This is a genomic window from Streptomyces sp. NPDC048142 (assembly GCF_043202835.1).
Lineage (GTDB): Bacteria > Actinomycetota > Actinomycetes > Streptomycetales > Streptomycetaceae > Streptomyces.
Genome location: NZ_JBIDBC010000013.1, coordinates 57,426 through 73,330 on the forward strand (window position 1 = coordinate 57,426; position 15,905 = coordinate 73,330).

The 15,905-nt window shown below is 71.3% G+C and carries 13 protein-coding genes and 2 pseudogenes; 8 read left to right on the forward strand and 7 right to left on the reverse strand.

Annotation, left to right across the window (positions count from 1 at the left end; all coding sequences use genetic code 11):
* Positions 1–122 precede the first annotated feature (122 nt).
* The 6 genes from ACGF2Y_RS18520 to ACGF2Y_RS18545 all read right to left on the reverse strand — a co-directional run bounded on the left by ACGF2Y_RS18520 (position 123) and on the right by ACGF2Y_RS18545 (position 5,212).
* Entirely contained in the window at positions 123–950 is an 828-nt protein-coding gene (locus ACGF2Y_RS18520) for an MOSC domain-containing protein (protein ID WP_392948341.1), read from the reverse strand.
* 134 nt (positions 951–1,084) lie between these two features.
* A complete protein-coding gene (locus tag ACGF2Y_RS18525) occupies positions 1,085–1,537 on the reverse strand; it encodes a DUF6643 family protein (RefSeq protein WP_392948343.1) in 453 nt (150 codons plus the stop codon).
* Between the two features lie 111 nt (positions 1,538–1,648).
* Entirely contained in the window at positions 1,649–3,058 is a 1,410-nt protein-coding gene (locus ACGF2Y_RS18530; protein ID WP_392948346.1) for an MFS transporter, read from the reverse strand.
* Positions 3,059–3,129: 71 nt separating this feature from the next.
* Positions 3,130–3,645 carry a hypothetical protein gene (locus ACGF2Y_RS18535; protein ID WP_392948348.1) on the reverse strand — a complete coding sequence of 172 codons (516 nt, stop codon included), beginning with the start codon at positions 3,643–3,645 and terminating at the stop codon, positions 3,130–3,132.
* A 42-nt stretch (positions 3,646–3,687) separates the two neighbouring features.
* Positions 3,688–4,926, reverse strand: a complete 1,239-nt coding sequence (locus ACGF2Y_RS18540) for a hypothetical protein (RefSeq protein ID WP_392948351.1) — start codon at positions 4,924–4,926, stop codon at positions 3,688–3,690.
* A gap of 130 nt (positions 4,927–5,056) precedes the next feature.
* The gene (locus tag ACGF2Y_RS18545) at positions 5,057–5,212 is read right to left on the reverse strand and encodes a hypothetical protein (protein WP_392948353.1); all 156 of its coding nucleotides are present in this window, start codon (positions 5,210–5,212) and stop codon (positions 5,057–5,059) included.
* Between the two features lie 591 nt (positions 5,213–5,803).
* On the opposite strand from ACGF2Y_RS18545, the gene ACGF2Y_RS18550 reads away from it, so the two are divergent.
* The 8 genes and pseudogenes from ACGF2Y_RS18550 to ACGF2Y_RS18585 form a co-directional block, all read left to right on the forward strand.
* Positions 5,804–6,130, forward strand: coding sequence for a hypothetical protein (locus tag ACGF2Y_RS18550; RefSeq protein ID WP_392948356.1), 327 nt, complete (start codon positions 5,804–5,806; stop codon positions 6,128–6,130).
* Complete coding sequence (locus ACGF2Y_RS18555; RefSeq protein WP_392948359.1) at positions 6,130–7,623, forward strand: sensor histidine kinase; 1,494 nt, start codon at positions 6,130–6,132, stop codon at positions 7,621–7,623. Before ACGF2Y_RS18550 ends, ACGF2Y_RS18555 begins: the two co-directional genes overlap by 1 nt.
* Positions 7,568–8,227 carry a response regulator transcription factor gene (locus ACGF2Y_RS18560; RefSeq protein WP_392948638.1) on the forward strand — a complete coding sequence of 220 codons (660 nt, stop codon included), beginning with the start codon at positions 7,568–7,570 and terminating at the stop codon, positions 8,225–8,227. Before ACGF2Y_RS18555 ends, ACGF2Y_RS18560 begins: the two co-directional genes overlap by 56 nt.
* A gap of 367 nt (positions 8,228–8,594) precedes the next feature.
* Positions 8,595–9,193 (forward strand): annotated as a pseudogene (locus tag ACGF2Y_RS18565) (carbonic anhydrase).
* A 76-nt stretch (positions 9,194–9,269) separates the two neighbouring features.
* The gene (locus ACGF2Y_RS18570) at positions 9,270–10,811 is read left to right on the forward strand and encodes a SulP family inorganic anion transporter (RefSeq protein ID WP_392948362.1); all 1,542 of its coding nucleotides are present in this window, start codon (positions 9,270–9,272) and stop codon (positions 10,809–10,811) included.
* Positions 10,812–10,973: 162 nt separating this feature from the next.
* A complete protein-coding gene (locus ACGF2Y_RS18575) occupies positions 10,974–12,305 on the forward strand; it encodes a TerD family protein (RefSeq protein WP_392948640.1) in 1,332 nt (443 codons plus the stop codon).
* A gap of 389 nt (positions 12,306–12,694) precedes the next feature.
* Positions 12,695–14,317, forward strand: a complete 1,623-nt coding sequence (locus tag ACGF2Y_RS18580) for a hypothetical protein (RefSeq protein ID WP_392948365.1) — start codon at positions 12,695–12,697, stop codon at positions 14,315–14,317.
* A gap of 81 nt (positions 14,318–14,398) precedes the next feature.
* Positions 14,399–14,660, forward strand: a pseudogene (locus ACGF2Y_RS18585) (transposase); the annotation flags it as partial.
* Positions 14,661–14,712: 52 nt separating this feature from the next.
* Here ACGF2Y_RS18585 and ACGF2Y_RS18590 read toward each other — a convergent pair.
* Positions 14,713–15,894: a glycosyltransferase gene (locus tag ACGF2Y_RS18590; protein ID WP_392948368.1), complete on the reverse strand. Its 1,182-nt coding sequence runs from the start codon at positions 15,892–15,894 to the stop codon at positions 14,713–14,715.
* Positions 15,895–15,905 lie beyond the last annotated feature (11 nt).

A 15,905-nucleotide genomic window follows, 5' to 3' on the forward strand; every position in this document is an offset into this window, starting at 1 on the left:
CACTCCCGGTCCAGCCGCGCGTACCGCCGCCGCACCATACGTCCCACGGTCAGCCGGCGGCCCGCCTCGACGCATCCGGCGGCGAGCAGGAACGTGCCGATGCCGCCCGTTTCTCGTCGGCCCTATCGATCCAGGATCCGCACGGGGTCCCCGACCCGGATCACTCCCGTCCCCTCGGGGATCAGGTTCTGGCCGAAGACCAACTGCTTGCCGAACCGGCGGTGGCGGGCCAGCGTGAGCAGCGGCTCCCTGCCCCGCTCGGCGGTGTGCTGGTCGGTCGTCGTGATCACGCAGCGGCCGCAGGGCTTGGCCACCGTGAAGGCGACCTCGCCGATGGCGATCCGCCGCCAGCCGTCCTCCGCCCAGGCCTCGGTCCCCCCGACCACGACGTTGGGCCGGAAACGGTCCATCGGCAACGGGCCCTCCTCCGGCCGGTCGCCCGCGGCGATCAGGGCGTTGAGCGCGTCGAGCGAGGACGTGGTGGTCACCAGCAGCGGGTAGCCGTCGGCGAAGGAGACCATGTCCCCGGGCCGGGCGAAGAGCGGGTCGACGGGTCTGCGGTGCGACGGGTCGTCGAGATGCACGAGCCGGACCTCCGTACCGAGGACCGCGCTCAGCCAGTCGTGCGCGTCGTCCGGACCCTCCTCCACCACCACGGTGTCCCGGTGCAGCTCCACGCTGAGCATCCGCCCGGGTTCCGGCGCCTCGACCCGCTGGGGCGGACGGCCCGGCGCGGACAGGAGTACGCCACCGCCCGGAAGCGGCTCGGCCGCGATCCGTGCCATGAACGGCTGCTGACGCTGTGTGACGACTCTCGACGCTTTGTCGACCAGCATCCAGCGGCGGTCGCCGTCGAGTCCCCATGGCTCGACGGCGACCGTGCCGCAGGCGCGCGCGGCGAGCGACTTGACCGGATAGACGTGGGCGGACCGGAGCACGGGAAAACTCATGCGCCCATCCTGCCAGCACCCCCGGACCCCGTACGCGTGGGTTTTCCGGGGCGTCGGCCGCACACCCGTGTGTCCTGGGTGCGGGCGGACGCCCGGTGCGTCCCCCGGCGCACCTCGCTGTACGGAGTCGCGGTTCAGTACCCCCGGCTCTGGTACGGCCGGTTGTACGGGTCCTCGTACGGCGACTGCGCGGGCGCGGGCCGCGGCGAGGCCGGGCGCATCGACTCGTACCCGGTGGCGGGCGCGGGGCGCGCCGACTGGGGCTGCTGCGGGATGTACGGCGCGGGCGCGTGCTGCAGCTGGGCGGGCTGCATCGGCGCGTGCTGCGCCGGAGCCTGCTGGTACTGCGGCATCGGCTGCTGCGGGTAGCCGTAGGAGCCGGACTGCTGCGAGGGGGCAGCGGGCAGCGCCGGCAGCGCGGACGGCAGGGCCGGCAGGTAGCTGTTGCCGGTGTCGTACGCGGCCGGCACACGGATGGGGGCGATCTGCGGGGTTCCCCGCTCCGCGACCAAGGAGTCGTAGATCGGAGTGTCGGGGAACGACGCGGCGTAGTAGCCGCCGCCGAAGGTGGAGCGGGGGGACGTCATGCCACCTAAGTTAAGCCCACGATGTGCTGTATGGGGAGCCCCAATCTTTGGGTTATCCGTTTTACGCTGGTTCTGTGTGCCCGGCCCGCCGGAACATCGTTAAAGCTTTCGTTAACGGCGGGGGCCTTTCCGCTGGTCGGCGATGGCGTCGGGCCGCGCTCCCGACGGTGAACGGGAACGGCGTCGACGCGCACGGGCGGGAAGCGAATAGCGATAGACCCAAAGGGCGATGCGCACGGCTCGTCGTAGCGAAGATCGTCCGCCGATGTGAAAGGCCCGGCCCCGGCTCACCGGCAGGACCAGCAGAGCGGCCAGCCCGCCCATGAGGGCCAGTGCCGGATAACCGTCCCGTGCGACGACCAGGCCCGACGCCAGGCTCCCGGCCGCCCCGGCGGCCGCGAGGCCCACGTCCACCAGCCCCTGTGTCGTGGCGCGCCGGTCCGGGGGCAGGGCGTCGGTAACGATCGCGGTGCCGCTGATCAGTCCGAAGTTCCAGCCCAGGCCGAGGAGTACGAGAGCGGCGCCGAGTGCGGGAACCGAGCCCGGGGGCGACAGGGCGGCGAGCGCCCCCGCCGCCAGCAGCAGCGGTCCGGACGCGCAGGCGACCCACCGTCTGCCGATCCGGTCGACGAGCAGCCCGGTGAGCGGGGAGGGCAGGAACATCGCTCCGACGTGCAGGGAGATCACGAGCCCCGCGGCCTGGGCGGAATGACCGTGCGCCAGCATGTGCACCGGCGTCATCGTCATGATCGCGATCATCACGACCTGGGCCAGGACCATCACGGTGGTGCCGACGGCGACATCGTGCCGTCCGACGGGCGCGGGCCCACCGACGGGAGGCCCGTCCGGACCCGCGTCGCCCTGCTCGCCGGTGTCCCCGCCCTCGTCCGGGGCGCCGGCCGTCCGGGCGGCCAGCGCCTGGGCGAGCCGGAGGGGATCGGGCCGGAGCAGGGCCGCGAGCAGGACCGCGGTGGCGGTGAACGCCACCGCCGCCAGCAGGAACGGTCCGGCGAGCCGCGGAACGCCCCAGGCGTGCGCGACCTCGCCGGCCGGAGTCACCAGCAGGGGCCCGGTCACCGCACCCAGCGTGGTGGCGAAGAGCACCGTGCTCACGGCCCGTCCGCGCCGGGCGGGGGAGGCCAGGTCCGCGCCCGCGTAGCGCGCCATGAGGCCGCTCGCGGTACCGATCCCGTACACCAGGAGGGCTGGGAGGAGCAGTACGACGCTTCCGGTGGCGGCGGCCGCCACCACACCGATGCTGCCGAGCGCCCCGACCGCGTAGCCCAGTGCGAGTCCGGGGCGACGGCCCCAGCGGGTGCACAGCCGGCCGATGCCGAGCGCGCCGAGTGCGGCCCCGGCGGTGAAGAGCGCGCTCGGCACGCCCGCGAGTCCGGCCCCGCCGAGCATCTCCTCGGCCAGCAGGGCCCCGACGGCTATTCCCGCCGTGAGCCCGGCGCCGCTGATGATCTGGGCCAGTACCAGCACGGTCAGAACGCGCCGCTGTTCCGGAACCTCACTCATGGCGACCGGATGTCCGGTGCGAGTCGACAAGGGGGTTCTTCCGATCGTCATGCGGGCGAAGGGTTTTCTGCTCAGGCAACGGCCATGGGTTTCAGGTCCGCGATGTCCGTGAGGGAAATCCCCATCTGCTCATGGAGGAACCGCACCATCGTCCAGTGCGGCAGCGCGCCTTCGTCGAACGGCCCGAATTCCCGGCAGTACAGGGGGATCCAGCGCAATGCCTCTTCCAATGCCTGTTCGCGCCCCGGCTCCTCCTGATAGTCCTCGTAGGCGATGCTGCGGTGGTTGATGAAGAACCGTCCGGGAAGTCGCTCTTCGCACAGCTCGCGGTACTCACGGGTCTGCAGGATGAGGTAGTGCCATATTTCGTCGATGTCCTGTTCCACCGGCAGGAAAAGCCCGCTGAGCCGGTCCCGGTACCGGGAGACGAGGTAGAGGTACCGCAGACATTCGGTGATCTGACGCTCCACGAAGTCCTGTGGTGTGTCCGGTGACTTGTCGCTGAAATACCGCACCACCTCGGTGTGCAGCGTGTCCCCGAGAAGGCGCTTCAGGTCGTCGGCGGAGAGTGTGTGTCCGCTGGTCATGGCACTCCGTTTCCTGAGGGGGAGATGGCGGGCCGTCAGGGATTACGGGACAGCCCTCAGCCAGGCGTACTTGCCCGAGCGTCCGATGGGAATATGGGTGCGGTGTTCGATCCGGCAGTGACGTCCGGTCAGTTCACCGATGCTCTGCCGCAACGCCGCCGCTTCCGTGGCGCCGACGGGTTCATCGGTGAACGTCGTGTAGAGGAGGGTGGCTTCGGCGTCGCCGTGGAGGTGGAGTTGGTGCAGGAAGATCCGGGGGGAAGCGTCCGCGATATGCCGGTCGAGGTCGCCCTGGGCGACCGGGCCGTTCGGCGTGCTCAGCAATTCCTTCTGCCGGCCGCAGAACTGGATGATCGCCGCGGGGTCGGGCGTGCCGTCCAGGGTGCGCACACAATCGCCCGACCGGTAGCGGACGAGCGGCATGTAGGGATTGCGCACGCTGGTGACGATGAGCTGGTGGATGGTGCTTCCGGGGGCCACCGGCAGGAGTTCGACGCTCATGCGGTCGAGGTGCGGCCAGTACCGGCCCTCCCGGTCGCTGTAGTAGAGGTAGCCCAGTTCCGTGCTGCCGAACAGATCGATGACCGGGCAGGCGAAGCGCCGGTGCAGGAACCGCCGGACGTTCGTCGGGGTGTACTCGTAGGCGTGGACGATGCTGGCCGGCGCGGGGAACGCGTCCAGCAGGCCGAAGGCCTCGGCCTTCTGTATCAGGTGCGCCAAGTGGTACCCGGAGCAGTCGAGGTGGTACCGGCCCTGCGGGTGCGTGCTCCGGGCCAGGTCGATCTCGCGGAGCATCCGCAGTACGTCCCTGCGGCTCCAATGCGCCGGGTCCAGACGGAGGTTGAGGTAGCAGGTACGTGCGTCGAGCCAGCGGTCCGCCAGGGCGGGGGTCCCCTTGAGCTCCACGCCGCGTCGGGCGGCGTTGACCCGTGCCACGTGCTCCGTCGCGAGCACCGTGGTCAGGGAGACGCGGCGACAGCCCGACTCCCATGTCCCGGCGATGTCGGGGTGGTTGCTCCACAGCTCGTAGTAGGAGTGGAGCAGGAAGTACGGCGGCCGGATGATCTGCATCCGGGCGTGGTTGGTGCCGGTGGACAGGACGAACTCCGCCTCGCCGCTCGCCAGCGCCGCCGCCAGCCGGGGCGTCATCCAGTTGTCGGGGAACCCGCGGGCGATCTCCGGCTTGTCGAGCAGCGGGAAGTGGCCCTTCGCCAGGGACTCCTGATAGATCGGTATGTCGCGAATATGCTCGATGACATCGCTGGTCGGCTGGCCCTTCATTAATTCCTTCTCATGTTTCGCACAGCTGAAGAAATATGGGCTCGGGGGAACCGGAGCCGGGACGCCCGGGAACATGCCGCGGTGCGGCGAATGCTCTCGCAGAGCTGTTCACGGGCGCCCCTGCGGCCGATCAGGAGATACAGCCGGCCTTCGGTGCCGCGCTGATGCAGCCGCTCTTGGGTGCGGCGCTGATGCAGCCGTTCTTCGCGGCCTGCTGGGCGGAGTTGGCGGCGAGCCAATTCTGCCAGACGCTGTCCTGGGACATCTTCTTGATCAGGTGCTCCATGAGGTCCTCCGGTGATAGTGCGGAAGGTACTCCCTGTGCCGGGCCGACGATGAATGGATATCTCGTCGACCGCCCGCTGAATGTAAAAGCGTGGTTGAGCAACTGTCAATGAACCGCAAAGCCGAACCACAGGAAGCAGCCTTCGGCGGGACTGATTTGGCGCGATCGCATCCCGTGGACGCCGGGTCGGCCATCACCGCCGGGCGCGACTCGCGCGCTCCGCCGCATCATCCGCAGAGCCCCAGCTCGAAGGGGGTGAGCCGGGTGCGGGAGCAGCGCAGGACCGCCCGCCGGACAGGTGTCGTCGCGACTGCGGGTACGGCAGCACCCTCCGGGCAGCCCTCCCATCATGAGAATGCTCTCCTCATGTCCGTCCCCGGGCCCGTACGAAGGCAGAATGGTCCGATGCTGTGGCGTGGGGCGGGGTCCGTATTAGCAGGATGTGGAGCTGGGGCACTGGTGTTACTGGTCGTCTGGTTATGGCCCGGACAGAAAGTGCCGCCCTCCATGGGGCCCGTCGTGGTCGTGCCCGTCCCGCAGGGCCCGATGCCGTCGGCCACCTCCTCCCCACCCGACCCCGGCCCTCCCGACGTGACGCAGCCCCCCGCTTCGCCCAGCCCGTCCTGCACCGACGCGGGCGGCCGGGTCGTGCCGCCCTCGCCGCCACCCGAGGCCGACGACGGGAAGGACGCCGCAGAAAACGGCCCGGGGCCCGGGGGTGAGGGAGCGTCACAGATCTCCGGGGACGACGAGAAGGCGTCACGCGTTCCCCGGGGCGACACGGACGAGGCCGGGGACGGCGACGAGGACGACGACCAGGACGACGACGACCAGGACGACGACGACCAGGACGGAGACGACGACGAGGGCGGAGACGACGACGAGGACGGGGACGGGGACGACGAGTGGGACGACTGATGCTCAGGCGCTCGCCCAGCGCTCGGTCCCGGATCGTCGGCTGGATGCTTCTGCTGCTCAGCGCGGCGCTGGCCGTGCCCACCTTCGGAATCACGATCGTCTGGCAGGCGGAGATGGACCGCGAGGTCGACGCGCGACTCCTGTCCGAGGCCGACAAGCTACGCGCGTTCGCGCGCACCTCGCGCGACCCGCACACCGGCGAGCGCTTCACCTCGGGCGCCGCGCTGCTGACGGCGTTCATGGCGATCCACCGCCCCGAGCACAACTTCGCCTTCTTCAGCGTCGTCGACGGGCGTGCGGACCGGCGCAGCCCCGGCCCGGTCCCGGCCCGGCTGGACCGGGATCCGGAGGTCGTGGCCCTGGTGGCGCGTACGGCCGACACCCGAATCCGGTGGCTGGACTCCCCGGCCGGCAAGGTCCGCTACGGGGTCGTCCCGGTACAGATGGCGGGCGACAACACCGACACCCGGCTCGCTTTGGTGGCCTTCCGGGACCGGGAACTGCGGCAGGAGCGCCACATGGCGCGGCTGCTGCTGATCTCGGGCTGCTTCGCCCTGGTGGTCGCGGGACTGGCGAGCTGGCTGGTCGCGGGCCGGGTCCTGGCTCCGATCCGGCTGGTGCGGCAGACGGCCGAGCGGATCAGCGAGACGGATCTGACCCAGCGGCTGCCGGTGCGGGGCAACGACGACGTGGCGGCCCTGGCCGAGACGTTCAACCACATGCTCGACCGCCTGGCGGGCGCTTTCACGGCGCAACGCCAGTTCCTGGACGAGGTGGCGCACGAACTGCGGACCCCCATCACGGTCCTGCGCGGACATCTGGAGCTGATGGACGAGGACGACGAGGACACCGACAGCCGGCGCCGTCAGACCCGCGCCCTGCTCTTCGACGAACTGGACCGGATGCGGCGGATCGTGGACGACCTGTTGCTCCTGGCCAGGGCCGAGCGCCCCGACTTCCTCACCCTCGGCCGGAGCAGTCTGACCGATCTGGTGGTCGACGCGGCAGCCAAGGCGCAGGCACTGGGCCGCAGGCACTGGGCGGTGGCCGAGGTCGCCGACGCGAGCGTGCACCTGGACGAACAGCGGGTCACCCAGGCCCTGATGCAGCTCGCGGCCAACGCGGTCGGCCACACCGGTGAAGGGGACGTCATCGAGATCGGGTCCCGCCTGTGGCGCGGCCGGGTGCTGCTGTGGGTGGCGGACTCCGGTCCCGGCGTCGCCCCGGAGGACCGCGAGCGGATCTTCCAGTGTTTCTACCAGGGGGTCGCCGCGGTCCCCGGCCGGGCCGCCACCGGCATCGGACTCGGGCTCGCCCTGGTCCGTGAGATCGCCCAGGCCCACGACGGGACCGCCCGTGTCGAGGAGGCCCCCGGGGGCGGCGCGAGATTCGTCATCGACCTTCCCGCACTGCACCCCACGACGGAAGGAACCCATGGTGAGCAGGATCCTGATAGCCGAGGACGAGGCAAGAATCGCTGCGTTCGTCGATAAGGGACTGCGCCGCAGCGGGTATGTCACCCGGGTCGTCGCCGACGGCGTCGCCGCCTACGAGCACGCCCGCGGCCGGGACTTCGACCTTCTCATCCTCGACCTCGGACTGCCCGGCGACGACGGGCTGACCGTGCTGCGCAAGCTGCGGAAGGCGCACATCACGCTGCCCGTCGTCATCCTCACCGCGCGCGACAGCGTGAGCGACATCGTGGCCGGCCTGGAGAGCGGCGCCGACGACTACATGGTCAAGCCCTTCGCCTTCGACGAGTTGCTGGCACGCGTACGGCTGCGTCTGCGCCGCGAGGAGCCGCCGGAGAACTTCCTGCTGCGGGTGGGCGATCTGCTCCTCGACCTCCGCACCCGCCGGGCGCAGGCGGGCGAGCGCGTCGCCGACCTGTCGGCCCGTGAGTTCGCCCTCGCCGAGATCCTCATGCGCAACCCCGACCGGGTCCTGTCCCGGGAGCAACTGCTCAGCCAGGTATGGGGGTTCGACTACGACCCCGGTTCGAACATCGTCGACGTGTACATCCGCTACCTGCGGCGCAAGATCGGCGCCGAACGGGTCCAGACCGTGCGGGGTGTCGGCTACCGGCTCCGGGCCTGACCTCCGGGGGCGGGCGGCCTTCGGCCGGCGGCGGACGCACACCGCCGTACCCGATGAGAACAGTCTCACCGCTGTCTCATCGCCACCTCATCGCCCGCCCCGAGACTCCTCCTTACGGGTCATCGGTGACGCGAGGCCCGTGAGCGGCACAGCCGGTCGCAGCGGCCCCGCCCGCGAAACAGGGCGCCGTCGTCACACCGACAGCAGGCACGGAGGCGAACCCGCCTGCTCCTGCGGCGCGAACACCCGCACCTGATCCCCCGTGGTACCCGGGCCGCCCGTACGCCCCGAAGGCCCGGTTGCGGGCGGGGTGAGAGACCGCCCCGCGTGACGAGCCACCCGCCACTTCCGTATGGAGGACACTCCTGTGCGACGACTCATCGACCACGCCCGCACTTCCGTTCCCGCTGCGGCGGTGCGGGCCGTGATCTCCAGGGCTTCGAGGGCGGTCAGCGGCCCTCCGCCATGTTCATCACCTGCTCCGACTCCCGGGTGGTCCCCACGCTGCTGACCGACTCCGGGCCCGGCGAGCTGTTCGAGATGCGCACGGCGGGGAACATCGTCCCGCCCTACGATCCGGACCTGCCCACGAGCGAGATGGCGACGATCGAGTACGCCGTCTGCGTGCTGGAGGTGTCCGACATCATCCTCTGCGGGCACTCCCACTGCGGCGCCGTCGGAGCCCTGGCCCGGGGCGAGGACCTGAGAACCCTGCCGGCGGTACGAGGCTGGCTCGGCCGATGCGCCCCCACAGGCGGCTTCCAGCACCCCGACGACATCGGCCCCGACTGCGAACAGCCCGTACAGCGCCATGCGGTGGCGCAACTGGACACACTGCGCGCCTACCCGTGCGTGAGCCGGGCCGTGCGGGAGGGACGGCTCGGTCTGCACACCTGGTACTACGAGGTCCACACCGGCGCCGTGCAGGCCCACCGGCTCTCCACCGGAACCTTCTCCTCCCTGTGACAGCGACACGCCGGTGAGCGCGCGGGCCACCCGCCGCCACCCGCTGCCCCCCACTCCCCCAGGAGCTGAAGCACTCATGCCGTCTTCATCACTCCGGTTACGTCCGGACACCACGTCCCGCGACGTCCTCGCCTCGATCGTGGTGTTCCTCGTCGCCGTCCCCCTGTGCGTCGGTGTCGCGGTCGCCTCCGGCGTCCCCGCCGAACTGGGCCTGGTCACGGGCATCGTCGGCGGACTGATCGCCGGCGCGATGCCGGGCAGCTCACTCCAGGTCAGCGGCCCGGCCGCCGGGCTCACCGTCCTGGTGTACGAGGCCGTCACCGCCCACGGCGTCGCGGCGCTCGGCATCCTCGTCCTGGCCTCGGGACTCCTCCAGGTCGGGCTCGGCCTCATCGGCTTCGGCCGGTGGTTCCGTGCCATCTCGACCGCGGTCGTCCACGGCATGCTCGCCGGCATCGGCCTCGTACTGATCTGCGGCCAGCTCTACGCCCTGGCCGGGACCAGCGCTCCCGGCAGCGGTCTCGACAACCTGGCCGGGCTGCCGGAGCTGTTCACACAGATCACGGGAGCCACGGCGATCTCCTCCTGCGCGATCGGCGCCGGCACCATCGTCGTACTGATCCTGTGGAAACGGCTTCCCGGGCGCCTGCCCCGGATGCTCCCCGGGCCGCTGGTGGCCGTGGGGCTGGCCACCGGGGCGGTGGCGGTGTTCGACCTGCCCGTCGCCACCATCGAGGTCCGGGGCCTGGTCGACTCGCTGCGGCTGACCGGTCTCGACGACTTCGGTCTCCTGGCGAACCCCGCACTGCTGGGCGTCGTCCTCGCCTTCACGCTCATCGCCTCGGCCGAGTCGCTCTTCAGCGCCGCCGCAGTGGACCGGATGCACGACGGTCCGCGCACCCACTACAACAAGGAACTCATCGCCCAGGGGACGGGCAACACCCTCTGCGGCCTTCTCGGCGCGCTGCCCATGACCGCCGTCATCGTGCGCAGTGCGGCCAACGTGCAGGCAGGTGCGCGCACCAAGGCGTCGCGGATCCTGCACGGTGTGTGGCTGCTGCTGTTCGCGGCCCTGTTCCCCGCCGTACTCGCACTGATTCCCGTGGCCACGCTCGCCGGCGTCCTCATCCACGCCGGCGCCAAGCTCATCCCGGTCACGACGATCCGCCCGCTCTGGCGCGATCACCGGGGCGAGGCCGTGGTCCTGGTGGTGACCGCGCTGGCGATCATCCTCACGGACATGTTCATGGGCGTTCTGCTCGGTATCGGGATGGCCGTGGTCAAGACGGCGTGGGAGACCTCGGCCGTCCGCCTGGACGTCGACGAGCAGGGCGACCGCACCACGGTCGCCCTCAGCGGCAGTGCCACCTTCCTGCGCCTGCCCCTGATCCTGGACACCCTGGAGGCCCAGCCGAAGGACCGGCCGGTGGAGCTCGACCTCACGCGGCTGCGCCATGTGGACCACGCCTGCCGTACCGCCCTGGAGGCCTGGAGCACGCACAGGGGCGCCGCCCACGGCCCCGTACCGGCGACGGACGGCACACCGCGCGAGGCCGCCCTCGCCACCCTCGCCGTCGCTCCGGACGGCGAAGGTCCCCCTCGCCCAGCGGCCCGCTAGCGGAGTCCGCCGGGACGACCCGGGCCGCCGAACCCTGGAGGAGGCGACCCGGGTGGTCCTGCGGACAGGGACCCCCGGGACGGTCTCCGGGCGGGTGCGGCACATCACGCCGGGTGCGGGGATTAGGTTGTGGGGGAAGGCCTGCGGGCAGCCGGACTCGTGATGGGGGCGATCATGACCATGCAAAAAGGAACCAACGTTCCGGTGCCGGCCGGCACCGTGCGCGTCTCAGTGGGGCGGCACACCGCACCGGGCGCCCCGGACGTCGACGCCTCCGCGCTGCTGCTGGTGGCGGGGAAGGTCCGCAGCGACGCGGACTTCGTCTTCTACAACCAGCCGGTCCACGCGTCCGGTGCGGTCCGGCACGAGGGCAAGCAGACCGCCGGGGACCGCGTCACCGACACCCTCCTCGTCGACTTCGGCAAGGTCGAGCCCGGGATCGAACGCATCGTCGTCGCGGCCTCGGCGGACGGCGGGACCTTCGGCCGGGTGAGCGGACTCTCCGTACGGGTCGCCGACGCGGCGAGCGGCGCGGAGCTGGCCCGCTTCGACAGCACCGACGCCACGGTCGAGACCGCCTTCATCCTCGGCGAGCTGTATCTGCGTCAGGGTGCCTGGAAGTTCCGCGCGGTCGGGCAGGGCTACAGCACCGGCCTCGAAGGCCTGGCGACGGACTTCGGCATCTCCGTGGACGAACCGCAGCAGGCCCAGCCCGCCCCGGCCGTCCCGCAGGCCCAGCCCGCCCCGCCCGTCCCGGCGGCCCCTGCCGCCCCGGCGCAGCCCTGGCCCGCCGCCCCTGCCGCCCCCGCCCCGCCGGTGCCTCCCGCCCCCGTGGCCCCGCCCGGCGCGGGGCCCGTACGGCTGACGAAGGTCACGCTGACGAAGAGCGCGCCGTCCGTCTCGCTCGCCAAACAGGGCGGCACCTCCGGCGGGCTGCGCGTCAATCTCAACTGGGAAGTACGCAAACAGTTCAAGGGCTGGGGAGCGAAGCTCGGGCGGGCCGTCGCCATGCACGCCGATCTCGATCTCGACCTCTGCGCACTGTACGAACTCGCCGACGGCCGGAAGGGAGTCGTGCAGGCACTCGGAAACGCGTTCGGTTCACTGAGCCGTCCGCCCTTCGTCCATCTCGACGGAGACGACCGCACCGGCGCGCTCTCCACCGGCGAGAACATGACGATCAACCTCGACCACAAGGACCAGCTGCGGCGCGTACTGATCTTCGTCACCATCTATGAGGGCGCCCGGAGTTTCGCCGATCTCCACGCCACGGTCACCCTCCAGCCGCAGAACGGCGCGGCCATCGACTTCTCCCTCGACGAATGCACCGTGCCCTCCACCGTCTGCGCCCTGGCCCTGATCACCAACAACGGCGGCGACCTCACCGTGCAGCGCGAGGCCCGCTACCTCGTCCCGGACCGGGGCGTGAGCCCGCAGCGCACCATCGACGCCGCCTATGGCTGGGGCATGAACTGGACGCCCGGCCGCAAGTGACCCGCCCCCCGGGGGCGTATGGCCGTTGTGCTGGTTGTGCCGCGAACCGGGCACGTCATACGGTCAGTCAGAAAGCTTGTACGTACCGGTTCTTGCGGGCTCGGTCCGCTCAGGGGGGGATCGTGTCCGAACGCACGGCAGACGGCGAGTTGATCCATAGGATCTTCGCACCCAGGCAGCGGTTCGGCTGGCAGTACGTGCCTCCGCCGGGGCCCACGGAGGTATCGCGCTCGCTTCCCGAGCCGGTCTGGCACGAACCTCCCATGCCGGACGAACCCGGGTTCACGGACCAGGACCGCTATTGGTCGGGCCCTGCCTAGGCGGGCGTCGGGGTGGCGTGCGTCGCGGCGCTGGTGGGAGTGATCGCGGTTGTCCGGGCACTGTGGCAGGTGTTCACCTTCAGTTTCGACGGGTTCGGCAGCCTGCTGCTGACGGCACTGATCAGCGCCGTCGTCTGCGTCAGCGGTGTCGTCGTTCTTGCTGGTTCCCGCAAGCGGACCGCCCAGCGCGAACGGGATCTCGCGCATGCGTCACACCGGCGTGACCACGCCGCTTGGGAGCGCGCGGTGGCCGACCGGATGGCGCAGGCCCACACGTGGTTCCCGCTGGGGCTGAGCGCCCCTGCCGCGCGGGTGAACGTCTTCGGTGGCAACGGTGACGGCTGGGCGAGCCTCCTCATGACCACGTGCGCGACGCTGTTGTCCGCCGGACGGCGGCTGACCGTGGTGGACTTCACCGAGCAGGCGGTCGGCGGCGGGATCGCCACGCTGGCCGAACAGCGGGGCGAGCGGGTTGTCGACGTCGATCTGCCCAGTGGGTTCGACGCATACGAGCCGTGCAGCGGTCTGACCCCGGTGGAGGTCGGCGAGACACTGGCGGCGGCGGTCAGCACCATGCGCCCCGGGTCGCCCGACCCCGTCCTGCAGGCCCTGGACGCAGAACTCCTCACGACCGTGGCCGAACGGCTGAACGGCTTCGTGACGCTGCTGCGGCTGACGGCCGGCCTGCGGGTGCTGCGCCGGGTGCGGGACTTCGGTGACACCGAGCCGCTCACCGAGTCGGAGTACACGCGGATCAGCGCGTGCGTCGACACGGTGGCCGCGGGGGAGCGTGAGCGGCAGGAACTCCAGTTCCTCACCAACATCCTGGCCGTGCTCACCCGCACCGAGGGGACGGAGCCGGGGGCGGCGTCGTACGGCGGAGGGCAGCTCAGCTTCTTCGGGACGCGAAAGGTGGCGGTCACCTCGGTGACCACCTCGGACTCCGACCGGCGGCGCAAGGACGTCACCGACCGGCTGGTCTTCCAGATGCTGCTCCACCAGCTCCGCACCGGCCGCCGCGGCATGGAAGACGTCGTCCTCGTGGTCGCGGGTGCCGACCACCTCGGCCGGGACGCGCTGGAGACACTGAGCCAGCAGGCGCGCACGAGCGGGGCCCAGCTGATCCTGCTGATGGAACGCATCGGTGAGGACTTCGCGCCGCTGCTGGGTGCGACGGACAGCGTGACGCTCCTGATGCGGCTGGGCAACCCGCGTGACGCGACGCTGGCGGCCGAGTTCGTCGGCCGGGAGCACAAGTTCGTACTGAATCAGGTGACCGAATCGGTCGGCCGGACCTTCACCGAAGGCACCAGCACCAGTGAGAGCACCGCCGAGTCGGTCGGCGGATCGCGCGGCACCAGCTCCTCCCGCGGCCGTCAGAGCGGGCCCTACCTGGGGTGGGGAAGCTCCTCGTCGTCGCGCACCACATCACGCATGTCGACCTGGGGACGCACGCGTACCCACGGCACCGGCACGAGCAGCTCGGTGGCCGAGGCGCGGACGCGCGGGACCACCGAGTCCAGGGTGTACGAGTTCGCCGTGGAGCCCACCGCCGTACAGGGGCTTCCCACGACGGCGTTCTTCCTCGTCGAGGCCGACGGGCGCAGCGGCCGACGGGTCGTCCTCGGCGACTGCAACCCGGGCATCGCACTGCTCGACAGGGTTGCCGAGGAACCGCTGGAGCTTGAGTAGCACAAGCCGAGCGGATGCGGGTTCCGCACGTCCCGGCAGCGGTCCCGGGCCTGGACCGGGGAGCCGACGAAAGGCGGCCGGATTCTGCCTCGCTTCCGGGGTGCGTTCCACTCCTGTCCGCCCCGGCGTGCGGACGTGCCGTTCGAACTCACGGACGCGGTGTTGTGCGCCGATGGTCCGGTCCGGACGCGGGGGGAACGGTCACTGGTGGGCGAACACCGCCGCGCGCACGGCGGCCTCCACGACGCCCAGGCCGCAGGCCGGGTCGACGCCGGCCCCGCTGCGAAGAGCCCTGGTCACCGTGCCCCTGCCAGGGGCAGCGGACGGCCGGCTGGTCCCGGCCCGGTCGCGAAGAGCTCCGGTAAACGGGGCCGGCCGCCCGCTTCCCCGCGGCGTCACCGGTCGGGCGCGGCCTCCGGGCGCGCGTAGGTACGGCCCTTCCAGGCGGCGCCCCGCCCCCGGTAGTGCCGCACCGCCGAGTCGACCGTCATCAGCAGGTACAGCACCGCCGTCAGCGGCAGCAGCGGGCCCAGCCACAGCGACTGGCGGTAGTACGCCAGCATCGGCAGATACGTCGCCGTCATCACCGCCCACGCCGCGCCGCCCGCCCAGGTCGCCGCCCCGTCACCCGTCAGCACGCCCGTCACCAGCGTCGCGGGCGGCGCCACATAGACGAGCAGCAGCCCCGGGACCGTACCCGCCAGCAGCAGCGGGCTGTGCCGCAACTGCGCGTACGCACTCCGCGCGACCATCCGCCACAGATCCGCCAGCCGCGGATACGGCCGCACGCTGTCCACCCGCTCCGCGAGCCCCAGCCAGATCCGGCCGCCGCTGCGCCGTACCTCCCGCGCCAGCGACACATCGTCGATCACCGCCTGCCGGATCGAGTCGGGAATCCGGGCCCGCTCGGCGGCCTCGGTGCGCAGCAGAACGCAGCCCCCCGCCGCGGCCGCCGTCCGCGACCGGGCCCGGTTCACCCGGCGGAACGGGTAGAGCTGCCCGAAGAAGTAGACGAACGCGGGCACCACGAGCCGCTCCCAGACGCTTTCCACCCGCAGTCGCGCCATCTGCGACACCAGGTCGAAGCCGCCCTCGCCGCCGGAGCCGGCCGCGGCCACCAGATCGCGCAGGCTGTCCGGCTCGTGCGCGATGTCCGCGTCGGTCAGCAGCAGGAAGTCCGGTTTGTCCTGCCGTGCCACCGCGATCCCGTGCCGGAGGGCCCAGAGCTTGCCCGTCCAGCCCCGCTCCGGCTCCCCGGGCGTCACCACGGTCAGCGGGAGCCCGCCGTACCGGTCGGCCAGGCCCCGGGCCAGCGGCCCGGTGCCATCGCTGCTGCAGTCGTCGACGAGGATGATCCGGGCGTCTCCCGGATAGTCCTGGACCAGCAGTGACGGCAGACTCACCGGCAGCATCTCCGCCTCGTCGCGGGCCGGCACCACCACCGCGACCGACGGCCAGCGCGCCGGCTCGGTACGCCGGGGGAGCCGCTGGTCGGTCCGCCAGTAGAAGCCCTGGCCCAGCAGCAGCCACACCCACGCGATCAGCGAACCCACGGCGATCCAGGCAACGGCGCTCATCCGCCGAAGTC